The 13,525-nt window shown below is 45.9% G+C and carries 10 protein-coding genes; 8 read left to right on the top strand and 2 right to left on the bottom strand.

The genetic code is table 11. The annotated features are described in order from the left end of the window. Positions 1–6 precede the first annotated feature (6 nt). Positions 7–2,361 carry a YgiQ family radical SAM protein gene (locus ACYX4N_RS12595; protein WP_476054257.1) on the bottom strand — a complete coding sequence of 785 codons (2,355 nt, stop codon included), beginning with the start codon at positions 2,359–2,361 and terminating at the stop codon, positions 7–9. 228 nt (positions 2,362–2,589) lie between these two features. Here ACYX4N_RS12595 and ACYX4N_RS12590 point away from each other — a divergent pair, with 228 nt between their 5' ends. Continuing rightward, positions 2,590–3,054: an EVE domain-containing protein gene (locus ACYX4N_RS12590; RefSeq protein WP_476054256.1), complete on the top strand. Its 465-nt coding sequence runs from the start codon at positions 2,590–2,592 to the stop codon at positions 3,052–3,054. 154 nt (positions 3,055–3,208) lie between these two features. On the opposite strand, the gene ACYX4N_RS12585 is transcribed toward ACYX4N_RS12590, so the two are convergent. Continuing rightward, positions 3,209–3,619: a hypothetical protein gene (locus tag ACYX4N_RS12585; RefSeq protein ID WP_474856149.1), complete on the bottom strand. Its 411-nt coding sequence runs from the start codon at positions 3,617–3,619 to the stop codon at positions 3,209–3,211. A 166-nt stretch (positions 3,620–3,785) separates the two neighbouring features. On the opposite strand from ACYX4N_RS12585, the gene ACYX4N_RS12580 reads away from it, so the two are divergent. The 7 genes from ACYX4N_RS12580 to ACYX4N_RS12550 are packed head-to-tail and all read left to right on the top strand — an operon-like array spanning position 3,786 to position 13,525. Then, entirely contained in the window at positions 3,786–6,125 is a 2,340-nt protein-coding gene (locus ACYX4N_RS12580; protein WP_476054255.1) for a TonB-dependent receptor, read from the top strand. Positions 6,126–6,140: 15 nt separating this feature from the next. Beyond that, a complete protein-coding gene (locus ACYX4N_RS12575) occupies positions 6,141–8,294 on the top strand; it encodes an FAD-dependent oxidoreductase (protein ID WP_476054254.1) in 2,154 nt (717 codons plus the stop codon). Between the two features lie 29 nt (positions 8,295–8,323). Next, positions 8,324–9,187, top strand: coding sequence for a DUF547 domain-containing protein (locus tag ACYX4N_RS12570; protein ID WP_476056445.1), 864 nt, complete (start codon positions 8,324–8,326; stop codon positions 9,185–9,187). Continuing rightward, positions 9,174–10,508 carry an ABC transporter substrate-binding protein gene (locus ACYX4N_RS12565; RefSeq protein WP_476054253.1) on the top strand — a complete coding sequence of 445 codons (1,335 nt, stop codon included), beginning with the start codon at positions 9,174–9,176 and terminating at the stop codon, positions 10,506–10,508. Before ACYX4N_RS12570 ends, ACYX4N_RS12565 begins: the two co-directional genes overlap by 14 nt. Further along, positions 10,508–12,253 (top strand): ABC transporter permease, encoded by a 1,746-nt coding sequence (locus ACYX4N_RS12560; protein ID WP_476054252.1) that lies wholly within the window; start codon positions 10,508–10,510, stop codon positions 12,251–12,253. Before ACYX4N_RS12565 ends, ACYX4N_RS12560 begins: the two co-directional genes overlap by 1 nt. Further along, positions 12,243–12,881, top strand: a complete 639-nt coding sequence (locus ACYX4N_RS12555) for an ATP-binding cassette domain-containing protein (protein WP_476054251.1) — start codon at positions 12,243–12,245, stop codon at positions 12,879–12,881. The genes ACYX4N_RS12560 and ACYX4N_RS12555 overlap by 11 nt, the downstream gene beginning before the upstream one ends. Beyond that, positions 12,875–13,525, top strand: coding sequence for a CDP-alcohol phosphatidyltransferase family protein (locus ACYX4N_RS12550; RefSeq protein WP_476054250.1), 651 nt, complete (start codon positions 12,875–12,877; stop codon positions 13,523–13,525). Before ACYX4N_RS12555 ends, ACYX4N_RS12550 begins: the two co-directional genes overlap by 7 nt.

Genomic DNA, 13,525 nt, shown 5'->3' with positions numbered 1-13,525 from the left:
GTTATCTTAACGTTTATGCATGCTTGGCTGTTTTTGAGAGCGGCCACGATTGTTTCCGCCGCCATTATTCGCCTTAGAAGCTTTACCGGAATTTCGATTGGCGGTATTACCGTTGGCTTGATCTTGCCTATTGCCGCTACCTTGCTTATTGCCGTTTGTATTACGACGGCTTTTATTTACCGCGCTACCGTCTCGGCTTTTGCCTTTCCCGTTTTTACCCTGAAACGTGGGTGGAAGCCCGGTATGTTTGGTAAGCGCGCGTTCGCCACGACGGCCTTTTTGCGCTTTTTGGCGTTTTTCATCTGCCGTTTCTGGCGGAACAAGGTGTTGAGGGCCTCGGCCTATTAAGTCTTCACGACCCATACGTTTAAGTGCTTCTCGAATTTGCGCAAAGTTTTTCGGGTCGTGATAACGCAACATAGCCTTATGTAGTCTACGGTGAATTTCACCTTTCGCTGACGGTACTTCTTCACTTTCTTTAGTCACCTTGCGAAGTGAATTTACCTCTGTGTGGTACATGGTGGTGGCCGTTGCCATTGGCGACGGATAAAAGTTCTGAACCTGATCCAGCTTAAATTTGTTTTCTTTTAGCCATATCGCAAGGCTTAGCATGTCTTCGTCGGTGGTACCCGGGTGCGACGCAATAAAGTAAGGAATCAGGTACTGCTTTTTACCTGCTTCTTGTGAGTACTTATCAAACAGTTCTTTAAAGCGGTAATAGCTGCCCATACCCGGCTTCATCATTTTCGAAAGCGGGCCGTCTTCGGTGTGCTCTGGTGCTATCTTCAAATAACCGCCTACGTGGTGAAGGGCTAGCTCTTTCACGTATTCTGGGTCTTCTACCGCTAAGTCATAACGCACGCCAGACGCAATCAAAATCTTTTTAATTCCAGGCAATTCGCGAGCACGGCGGTATAAGTCGATCGTTGGCTTATGGTCGGTATCCATATGTGCACATATGCTTGGGTACACGCAGGAAGGGCGACGACAAGTCGCTTCAGCCTTCGGGCTTTTACAACGAAGGCGATACATGTTCGCCGTTGGGCCGCCTAAGTCTGAAATTACGCCAGTAAAGCCAGGAACGGTGTCGCGTATTTGTTCAATTTCACGAATAATCGAATCTTCAGAACGACTTTGAATAATACGGCCTTCGTGCTCGGTAATTGAGCAGAACGTACAGCCGCCGTAGCATCCACGCATGATATTGATACTAAAACGGATCATATCGTACGCAGGAATTTTGGCATCGCCATATACAGGGTGAGGAACACGCTGATACGGTAAGTCAAATACCGCGTCCATCTCTTCTGTCTCAAGCGGCATGGCGGGTGGGTTAATCCAAATGTGTCTGTCGCCATGGCGCTGCATCAGTGCACGAGCGCAACCTGGGTTGGTCTCTTGGTGCAAAATACGCGATGTATGGGCGTATAAGACCTTGTTATCTTTTACCGTTTCGTACGCTGGCAGCTTAACGTACACCTTCTCCCAAGGCTTACGCTTTTCTTTTTCTTTCTGCGCAGGCTGAATAACAATGGGCGATGCTTCTGGTGCTTCACTGCTTTTCGTATCTTTATCCTGCGAGTCGCACTCGGGCTCCATTTGATAGGGGCTTGGAATGGCGTCAATTTTACCGGGTCTATCTAGAGAGGTAGAGTCAACACCTTGCCATTCTGGTAAGGCTTCTTTAACGATGATTGCGGTACCGCGAATGTCGCGTAAATCGGCAATATCTTCACCTGCCGCCAAGCGATGGGTGACTTCAACAAGCGGGCGCTCGGCGTTACCGAAAAACAGCATGTCGGCTTTAGAGTCGAACAGTACTGAGCGGCGTACTTTTTCGCTCCAGTAATCGTAGTGCGCAATACGACGCAAGCTGGCTTCAATACCGCCTGCAATCACAGGTACGCCTTTAAATGCCTCGCGGCAGCGCTGTGCATAAACAGTTACAGCACGGTCAGGACGCTTACCGCCTACATTGCCTGGGGTATAGGCATCGTCGTGACGAAGCTTTTTGTCAGACGTATAGCGGTTGATCATAGAGTCCATGTTTCCGGCTGTTACGCCAAAATACAGGTTGGGCTTACCCAACTTCATGAAGTCGTCTTTACTCTTCCAATCTGGCTGAGAAATAATGCCAACGCGAAAACCATGGGCTTCCAGTACTCGACCAATAACCGCCATACCGAAACTAGGGTGATCGACATATGCATCGCCGGTTACCAAAATAACGTCACAGCTGTCCCAGCCAAGGGCATCCATTTCCTCTTTTGACATGGGAAGAAAAGGCGCAGTACCCAGGCAGTGTGGCCAATATTTAGGGTAAGAAAACAGACCGCGGTCGGCCTTAATGGTGGCTTGCATAGTAATCACATCTAGATAAATCAGGGAATTGCTGAACTCAAAATAGGCGTAAGCTCAGATTAAGTGCGTAATTATAGCAGTCTTAGCCAAGCTAAGGTATAGCACTGTCATTAAATAAAAGCGCTTTGTATACTGTCGTTAGTTAAAAAGATAATAGAGCACGTACGGCGTATTTTTATTTATAAACGCTTTAGTAAGTGCTCAAATATTAAGAGAATGAATAAAAACATGGCGTATTGGCTATTTAAAACAGAACCTGATGCATTTTCTATAGACGACTTGGCAAACCGTCCCGACCAAATTGAACCGTGGGACGGCGTTAGAAACTACCAAGCTCGCAACTTTCTGCGTGACGGCGTAAAGCTAGGCGATAAGGTGTTTATCTACCATTCCAGCTGCAAGCTAGTGGGTATTGCAGGTGTTGCAGAAGTGGTGAATGACGGGTACCCAGACACCACACAGTTTAATCCTGAGTCAAAATACTACGATCCTAAATCTAGTGAAGAAAACCCTCGTTGGTATCGTGTAGATGTGAAGTTTGTAGAAAAATTTTCCAACGTATTGCCACTTTCAGTGATTAAAACGATGGAAGGTATTAATGAGCTGCCTTTAGTTAAGAAAGGCGGAAGGTTATCAATAATGCCGGTACAAGAGGGCGAATGGCAGCAACTGTATGCTGCTGCCAAAAAATAAACCTAATGCTAAAAAGGCGAGGCCCTCGCGCCCTATGAATTCGATAACGAGAAACATTCGAGCGCTAATTTTTTAGCAGGCAGCCTATCTAGCGAGTATATCTAGTTCATGCGTCTTGTGAGTCGATATAGCGTACTAATTCAACGAATAGTCACTACTTGCCAAAGGCAAACTTAGTGTCAGCATCGCGCAGTAGGAACAGTGCAAAGCACGCACCCCACATAGGCCATGCGGCAAAAAACAGCAGGTGATTGAAGGCGTCTAGATATTGCGGGAAAGACGAAAGGGTAGAGCCGCCGTGAAGAATGAAAATAAGGCCGTAGGTATATTTTTTCGCAAGGCCTGCTAGAAATGCTAAAACCAGTGCTAGCTGTAATGCGCCCATGATGTAGACGGCCATTTCAGGTACTCCGCCTATACCGTAAAATTTTTCGAAAATAGCCATGCCGTGAGCTGGATTGACAAACTTATCTAAGGTCCAAACGAACATAACGATAAAAATGGTTACGCGAAGAGAAAGTAGTGACCACTCGAGTCGGTTTTGAATATCTGTGTTGTTTTGCATACATGCTCCAAAAGTATAATAGTGCAAGCATACTAGAACGACCGTTCAAAATAAAAATTTCAACTAATTTAATGTTTTCTAAAATTTTTTAAAAATTAAATGTACTGAAATTTTTTGTGACACGTATCGGTCTAGTCGAATAATAAATAAAAATACGGAATCGTTAATGAAAAGAATAATCGGCCTAGCCGTTAGCACACTCGCGCTTGCCATCAGTCAGTCTTTAGCTGCCCAGCAAGTATCAGATATTGAAGTCGTAGAAGTAACAGGCAATCAACAAAGCGTAAACACGCTAAACCCGGGCGACAATACGTTAAGAGGGTTATTTGGTAGCGGTTTTAGTGCAGCAGAAACCCCTCGTGCAGTAACGTCATTGTCGGCAGAAGCGATAGAAGCTCTTAACATTAATGATTTACACGATATCGTAAAGGCAGCCCCTAATGCCTACGCTTCAAGCGGCTTCGGTACACCCAGCTTGCCAAGTATTCGCGGTCAGTTAGGCGAACTTTTTCAAGACGGCGTGCGTCGTCAGGCTGGTAATAATGGTTTTGGATTGCCGTTATCTTTTAACAGCATAGAGCAAATTGACGTAGTGAAAGGGCCTTCTCCCGTATTGTTTGGTAGTACGCAGCGCAATGGTGGCTTTGTTAACCTTCAAACTAAGGTTGCGCCAACCACAGAAAGCAAGGGTAAAGTTACCCTTCGCGCCGGGCGTTGGGATCAGTATTCAGCCCAAGTAGATTACGGCACAGCAATAGAAGAAGGGAAAAGCGGCATTCGCTTCAGTGCTGAGTATCTAGATCACGGCAGCTTCTATGATTTTGCTGAGCGCGATAGTACAAACCTATTTGTTGCATATCGCTATATACCGAGCGACGCACTCACTTGGGATATCAGCGCTGAATATTACAACACAGACTATCCAGACAACGCAGGTATAAACCGCCCAACGCAAGACCTTATCGACAACGGTATTTATATTACTGGGCAAGGCACTCAGCCTAATGGTAGTTCAGTTCCGGGCGCTGGATCCATTATTTCACCAACCGGTGAAGTGGTTATTCCCCGCAATCGCGTATTTACTAACCCTGACGACATCAATGGTGCTGAAACCACAGTTATTCGCAGTAATGTAGAATACAAAGTGGCTGATAACGTGGCGCTTCGCAACATGACTTATTATCAGTATCTTGAACGTGAGGAAATTGCGCAAAATAGCTTTGTAGAGATTATTGACGGCGCAGATACGTTTGAAAATCGCACTGAAGTGGATTACCAGTGGAACGATAACCAACTTACTACCGTAGGCTTAGCGCTTCGCTATAACGACGTGCTGGGCTATAGCCAGTTTACCACAGAGGCCGACAATCCGATTGACTTAACCGGGCCTATTTCAAACCGCGTTATTCCGCTTACCGACGCGCAAAAAGCGCGTTTAGTCGAGTTACGTCCTGGTGTATTCGTATCTCCGGGGGCTCAGTATGATTTGGACGGGGATGGAAGCGGCGATTTCAACCTGTCAGACACCACTGATTCCACAACATGGCAAACAGGGTTGGCACTGCAGCAACGTTCTACATGGACAGACAAATTCTCAACCATTGCCGGCGTTAGAATAGATTATTACGATGTTGAAGCCCGTGACCCTCTAGCGCCTGAGGGAGTAACGGCCGCGTCTGATACCTATAGCGATACGTTAACTAGCTATCAGTTAAGCGCGGTTTACAAACTAACCAGTGACATCAACTTATATGCTGCGTTTTCCGAAAACGATGCTACATCAAACAGTATGGCGGGTGGCACAGTATTGGGCGGTAATAATGAAATTAACCCGCTTAATTTTGCTACCGAAAATACTCTGTATGAAGCAGGGGTAAAATACGCGCCAAACAGCAAATGGTACGCTGAAGCGGCAGTGTTCGAACAAACCCGTAGCTTACGCAACCGCGATGGCAGCAATAGCGGCGTGAAAACCAAAGGGTTTGAATTGCAAATGTTTTACCAAGGCGACGACGTATGGGTTAATGCGGCCTACAGTTATTTAGACGCGCGTTTTGATGACTCTGCAGCGTTCCAAGGTACGGCGCAGGTCATAGATGCGTTTGATAACAGTCGTCCAGATATTATTGAGGGCACGGGAGTGGGATCGCCATCGTTTGCTGCGTTCCCTGCATCGAACAGCCGAGTGCAAGGTATTCCACCGCAAATAGCATCTATTAATGCTGGGTGGCAGGTTACGGATGATGTTCAGCTTGGTGCGAGTGCTTTATACACCAAGTCTTTCCCGTTAGACTTTTTACAGACCGTGCATATTCGCGATCAGTACACTATAGACTTAAATGCTGATTACCGAGTTAGCGATGATCTTCGTTTACGCTTAGATGTTATTAACGTGACTGATGAAGAAAATTGGCAGCCGCTTTTTGAAGGCGGATATTTTGGTGCGACTTTAGTTATGCCAAACGTGCCTCGTCACGCTCAAGTTACCATGCAATACGCGTTTTAAGCGCTAAGGATTTTTATGTTTAAGAAAATAGCGCTTTTAGGGGTTATCGTCGCCGCTATATTTAGCTTTTTCTATTTTGATTTGAATAGCTATCTAACCCTTCAAGGCATGAAGGACTCACTGGGAACGTTTCAAGCGCAAATAGAAGAAAACCCGGTATTAAGCATTGGCGTGTTCTTCGCAATCTACGTGGCGGTTACCGCACTGTCGCTGCCAGGTGCAGCAATTTTAACCTTAGCTGCAGGCGCACTGTTTGGGCTTGCTCAGGGCTTAGTTATAGTGTCGTTCGCATCAAGTGTTGGTGCTACGTTAGCTTTTTTAGTCGCGCGCTTCATTCTACGAGATACCGTACGCAACAAGTTTAAAGAAAAGCTTAAAAAGATAGATGAGGGCGTAGAAAAACAAGGTGCGTTTTACTTATTTACGCTGCGTTTAGTACCGGTATTTCCGTTCTTTTTAATCAACCTGTTAATGGGGCTGACGTCACTTAAAACCTGGACATTTTACTGGGTAAGCCAAATAGGTATGCTTGCTGGCACCGCTGTTTATGTAAACGCTGGTACGCAGCTTGCGCAAATTGATAGCCTGTCAGGCATCGTATCGCCAAGGCTTATCTTTTCATTTGTTCTGCTAGGTATATTTCCATGGATAGCTAAAGGCATTGTGGCACTAGTGAATCGCCGCCGCGTCTATAAAGGCTACAAGAAACCAAAGAAATTTGACCGTAACCTAGTTGTGGTAGGCGCCGGTGCAGGTGGGTTGGTTACCAGTTATATCGCCGCCGCAGTAAAAGCAAAAGTAACGCTGGTAGAAGCAGGGGAAATGGGGGGCGACTGCCTTAACTATGGCTGTGTACCCAGTAAAGCCATTATAAAAACGGCGAAAGTAGCAAACCAAATGCGCCATGCCGATAACTATGGTTTAGAGCCGGTAACACCTGCTATGTCGTTTAAAAAAGTGATGGCCCGTGTGCACGAAGTCATTGCGGCTATTGCACCCAACGACAGTGTAGAGCGTTACACCAGTTTGGGCGTTGATGTAGTGAAAGGCTATGCAAAGATCATCGACCCCTGGACAGTAGAGATTAAAAAGAATGATGGCGGCACGCAAACGCTAACTACTAAAAACATTGTTGTTGCCACGGGAGCAGCGCCTTTTGTTCCGGACCTGCCTGGTATTGAACAAAGCGGTTATGTCACATCTGATACTTTATGGACTAAGTTTGCTTCCCTTGAAGAAGCGCCAAAGCGCTTAATAGTGTTGGGTGGTGGGCCTATTGGCTGTGAGCTAGCGCAGGCCTTTGCTCGCTTGGGTAGTGAGGTTACGCAAGTTGAACGTGCACCCCGTTTAATGGGCCGCGAGGATGCGGATGTAGCCGAATATTCTGAATCTGTACTGCGAGAGAGCGGAGTGAATGTTTTGACATCTCATGACGCACTGCGCTTTGAAACGAAAGATGGTGAAAAAGTATTAGTGGTAGCTAAAGAAGGTGTTGAGTCTACTATCGCTTATGACGAAGTGATTGTGGCGGTTGGTCGAAAAGCGCGCCTTAATGGGTTTGGTCTTGAAGATTTGGGAATTCAGTTCGATAGAACCATAGAAACCGATGAATACTTGCAAACCCTTATGCCAAACATCTTTGCAGCAGGTGATGTGGTAGGGCCCTATCAGTTTACCCACGTAGCCGCTCACCAGGCATGGTATGCGGCGGTAAATGCACTGTTCGGCACCTTCAAAAAGTTTAAAGTGGATTATCGCGTTATTCCTTGGACAACCTTTATCGACCCTGAAGTGGCGAGAGTAGGTCTTAGTGAGCGTGATGCTGCAGAACAAGATATTGATGTAGAAGTAACGCGTTACGAATTTGCCGAACTCGATCGCGCGGTTGCCGAAAGTGCGCGTAAAGGGTTTATAAAGGTGCTTACGCCGCCGGGTGAAGACAAGATACTGGGCGTTACTATTGTTTCTGAGCACGCTGGTGATTTGCTGTCTGAGTTTGTTATTGCCATGAAACACGATCTAGGGTTAAACAAAATTCTTGGCACTATTCACGCCTACCCGACATGGGCAGAAGGTGCGAAATACGCAGCGGGGAACTGGAAGCGCGCTAATGCTCCTGAAAAACTTTTAAGCTACGTTGAGAAATTCCACACATGGCGCAGAGGGTGATAGAAGTGAAAACTACTCAATCGTCGTTCATGTGTAAAATTGCCCGTTTATCACGTAATAGTGCAGTAGCACGTGGTATTGCAGCAGGCAGCATAGCGCTGCTTGCTGCAAGCGCAAGTTTCTATGCTAATGCTGAAGAGGGCCTACATAGCACGTTTGATAATTTGTTAGGTAAGTACGTCACGCCGATTTCTAACGGCGCAAGTACACAGGTTAATTACGATGGCTTTAAAAAAGAGCGGACTAAGCTTAACGGGTATTTAGCGCGCTTATCTAAGGTTGAGCAAAGAACATTCGACTCATGGGGTAAGGATAAACAGCTCGCTTTTCTTATTAATGCTTACAACGCCTATACCATTGAGCTTATTTTAACTGAGTACCCAGCTATTGACTCAATTCGTGATTTAGGCGGTTTCTTTTCTTCGCCTTGGAAAAAAGAAATAGCGCCACTGCTAGGCGAAACCCGCACGTTAGATGAAATTGAACACGAACTTATTCGCGGTACAAACCAAACCATAAAAAACTATAACGAGCCTCGCATACATTTTGCGGTGAATTGCGCCAGCGTAGGTTGCCCAGCGCTTCGTGAAGAAGCATACACAGCAGACAAACTAGATTCGCAGTTAGAGGCACAAACTAAGCGATTTTTGGCTGACGCCTCTCGTAATAAAATGAGCGAAGGCACACTGTATTTATCAAAAATATTTGATTGGTACAGTGAGGATTTTGAAGGTAAATACGGCGAGTGGCGTGATACGTCAACGCTCAACGAGTTTATCTTGCTGTATAAAGACGCAATGCAATTAACTGAAGCGCAAGTTTCAGCGTTAAAAAATGACACTGCAGATATCGAATACCTAAACTATGACTGGGCGCTTAATGCGGCACAGTAGCGCTAACGCTAACGCTAATGCTAGAGCCCTGAATGCTTCGCAAATGAATTCAGGTTGGCAAGCTGCGGCACAGTTAAGTACAAATAGACCCTTGTTTACCCCCATGCAGGTATTCTTTTTTACCTGCATGGTTATTTTTTCCGTATTTGTTGTAGCCCAGCCTGCGTTGGGCCAAACCAGCGATGAAGCAGCCAGCGAAAAACCGCCTCTTGTTCGATTTCATGCCTGGGGTGGTAGCGCCCAGGTCAATGGCTACCTTCAGTGGGTAGCGGAACAAGTGAAAACTCGTTTTAACATAGAACTACAACATGTGAAGCTGGCCGACACCAGTGATGCAGTGTCTCGAGTGCTTGCAGAAAAGGCGGCAGGAAACCACAAAAACGGGAGTGTAGACCTTATATGGATAAACGGCGAAAATTTCGCTGCGATGAAAAAGCACGACCTGCTAAGTACTTCGTGGGTCGGAGAACTTGACAATTTTAGCCTAACTAACCCAGATCAAAACCCCGCTGTAACAACAGACTTCGGTGAGCCAACGTTAGGAATGGAGGCGCCTTGGGGCAAAGCATCTATGGTTTTTTACTACCGTAGCGCACACTTAAATACGCTAGGGCTTATGGCGCCAAAAACCATTGAAGAACTGCTACGATTTAGCCAAAAATCCCCAGGTAGATTTACCTACCCAGTACCGAGTGATTATTTAGGTATTAGTTTTATTAAGTATGCAGCGCTTGCACTTAATAAAGATAAGCGAAGCCTTTTCTATCAGCCAGCGAATGATAAATCGCTCAATGCGATTTTACCGAGTTTGTGGGCGTATCTTGACGCGCTGCATCCTACTATGTGGCAACAGGGTAAGCACATGTTACGTCAAGCCTCCCAATTACAACGTTTGGTGGGTACAGGTGAGCTTTCAATGGCCTTCTCTTTTACCGCTTCAGAAATTCCTTCTGCGGTAACGCGTTTCGATTTACCTGACGATGTTCGTACCTATGTTATGCAAGACGGTAGCCTGGCAAACGTTCACTTTGTAGGCCTTACTTATAACTCAAAAAACAAAGCGGCGGCCAAAACGGTGGTTAACTTTCTACTTTCACCGCAGGCACAAGCTAAAAAACAGAAGGTAGAAGTGTGGGGCGACGACACCGTGCTTGATATTGAAAGCCTTTCAGCGCCAGACCAAGCACTGTTTGTTGAAAGTAATACTCACCCATCAGCGTTAGATAAATCGCAAGCAACGATCCTGCTGGCCGAGCCTCATTCAAGCTGGACCAATGCGCTGCGAGAGGCATGGTACGAACGCTATGGAGCGCGTTATTGATGTTCGCTCAATTTACGCAAATTGCACGCTGGTGCTTATTACTTTTGCTGTGCATCCCTGTTTTGGCTGGGTTGGTTGGCGTAGCGTTTCCGGCGTTAGGCTATTTTCCTGCAATAGGCGCAAACAGCTTTTCACTAGACGTTTTTAGAACGCTATTTTCTCTTGATGATATTTGGCAGATGGTGTGGCTTTCACTTTTTACCGGGGTGGGGTCTACATTGCTGGCCATGGCTGGCGCGTTTTTATTACTAGCTTCATTTTATCAATCGAATTGGCTAAACAAAATTCAAGGTTTATTAAGTCCGTTTCTTGTTTTTCCTCACGCCGCTGCTGCCATTGCCTTGTTATTTGTACTTAGCCCGTCAGGCATATTTGCTCGAATAGCTGCAGTTGGAACGAACTCTGTCATTCCTAGTGCCGGCGACGCTTTTTTCCCCTATGACTCTTGGGGGCTAAGCGTACTGCTGGCGTTAAGTTTAAAAGAGCTACCGTTCATTCTCTTAATGGCGTTAAGCGTGATGTCCCAGCCATTAGTGAAAAGTAAGCTTTCTGGCTATATCAAAGTGGGCACAGCGCTTGGATATTCCCCCGTGGCAACCTTTTTTAAGCTTGTGATGCCCACTGTCTTCGTACAAATCAGATTACCTATATTAGCAGTGTTGGTCTTTGCCACCTCTAACGTGGAAATTCCGCTCATATTAGGAGGGAATAACCCCAGCACTTTGGCCGTAGCCATTATGCATTGGTTTAATCATATCGATTTATCTATGCGCCTATTGGCAAGCAGTGCAGCCGTGCTTCAGGTTGCCGTTAGTGGTTTGGCTTTACTGCTGTTGTTAGGTGTCGAACGTATAGTGATATATGCGGGAAGGAAAAGGCTTGCGAAAGGGAACCGGCGTTTTTTTGATCGCCTTGTGCAAGGCGCCGCTTATAGTGCTGTAGTGCTATACATTGCCTTGATTGGCGCGGTGGTTTATTCGGTACTTGTGTACTCAATTGCTAAGCAGTGGTACTACCCCAATTTGTTGCCAGAAGGTACAACGCTATTGCACTGGGAAACGGCACTTGAAACCCTTGCGACGCCACTTTCCAATAGTTTATTGCTAGGAATATTGGTAAGCACCTCAGCATTGGGGTTAGTACTATTTACACTGGAAAGTGAGCTGCTTAAACCCGCAGGTATCAATGCTAACAGGGCGTTTTCTATCTCGTTATTTTTGCCGTTATTGGTCCCTGGTGTGGCTTTTTTATATGGACTGGTTTGGTTTCAGCAGCTCGTGCTGCAAGACGCTGTTTGGTTTCATACTTATATTGCTCATATGGTTTATGTGGTGCCCTACGTGTTTTTGTCTATGGCGGTAGCCTATCGCAAATTCGATATTCGCTACGCAATGGTTGCACAAAGCCTAGGCAAAACGCCTTGGCAAGTGTTCTACCATATTAAATTACCATCCCTGTTTTCAGCCATTATGGTGGCGTGGGCGCTGGGGCTTGCTATTAGCTTCAGCCAGTACTTACCTACGTTATTGGCCTCCGGGGGCACTATTGCCACTATGACTACAGAAGCCGTGGCTTCAGTGTCGGGAAGCAGTACGCGCTTAACGGCGGTATTCGTTATTATCCAAGCGATTATGCCTTTAGTGGGCTTTGTGATGGCGTGGTATTTACCCGCCGCGTTAGTAAAACCAAGTAACAAATTACGTACTTTAGAGAAAAAGAGTAGAGCAGTATTACATGGCGCTTAGTTTAGAAAACCTAGTGGTTTCTCATGCACAAAGCACACTATTAAAAGTGAATGTATGTGTGAAAGATGGAGAAATTTTAACGGTAATGGGGCCAAGTGGAGCCGGAAAGTCTACTTTGCTGCAGGCAATTACCGGCCAACTTCATGGGCCGTTTAGTTTTAGCGGTATCATTAAAATTAACGGTGTTGTAGTAAACGATAAAGCGGCTCATTTACGTAAAGTCGGTATCATGTTTCAAGACGCTTTGTTATTTGAGCACATGACGGTTGCAGAAAATATTGCCTTTGCCATGCCTAAAGACAGTCATACAAATCGAAAGGCTAAAATGGAGGCTATCGAAGAAATGCTTAGCGCTGTCGACTTAGCAGGCATAGGGGAGCGTGCAGTCACTTCATTATCAGGCGGGCAGCAATCCCGTGTTTCTCTACTAAGAACGCTCGCTTCGCAACCTGACGTCGTATTGTTAGATGAGCCTTTTAGTAAGCTAGATTTCGCCCTTCGTGAGCAAATTCGAAGCTGGACATTTAAGCAGCTTAAAGCGCGAAACATTCCTGCAGTTCTTGTAACACACGACAAAGAAGACGCCCTTGCTGCCGGCGGTCAAATAATAGAGTTATTACCATGCTAGATGCGAAAATTACCCCCTTTATTAAACCGCTATTAAAGCCCTTGATCACATCACTGAATGCAAGAAGCATCAGCCCGAATCAAGTTACCGTGGCAGGCTTTGTTTTGGGTATTCTTGCCGTCCCCTTTATTATTCTTAACTGGTGGGGAATGGCACTTAGCTGCATTGTACTCAACAGGGTATTTGACGGTATTGACGGTGAGTTAGCACGCTATCAACAAAGTAGCAGCAGTGCAGGTGGGTTTCTTGATATATGCCTAGACTTTTTGTTTTATGCATCTATTCCGTTAGCATTTGGTATTGCTGATCCTAATAACTGGGGCATACCAGCAATGGTGTTACTTGCCACGTTTATCGGGACGGGCAGTAGCTTTTTGGCTTTTGCCATTGCAGCTGAAAAATTTCATATCGACAGACCCCAGTTCGCTAACAAGAGCTTTTACTATATGCAAGGGTTAACCGAGGGCACAGAAACGATTCTTGTGTTTCTTGCTTTTTGCATCTGGCCTGAACACTTTGCTGTACTAGCATATATTTTTGCCGCTGCTTGTGCCGTAACGGTGGTCACTCGAATTGCGGGTGGGTTTAGCACCTTAAATAAAGTAGAAGAACAAAGTCAGTGTTCGACAAATGATAAGATTTAG

This window comes from Alteromonas sp. ABH4_452, assembly GCF_056311825.1.
The sequence above is the reverse complement of the archived record's forward strand: the minus strand, read 5'-3'. Positions and strand labels throughout refer to the sequence as shown.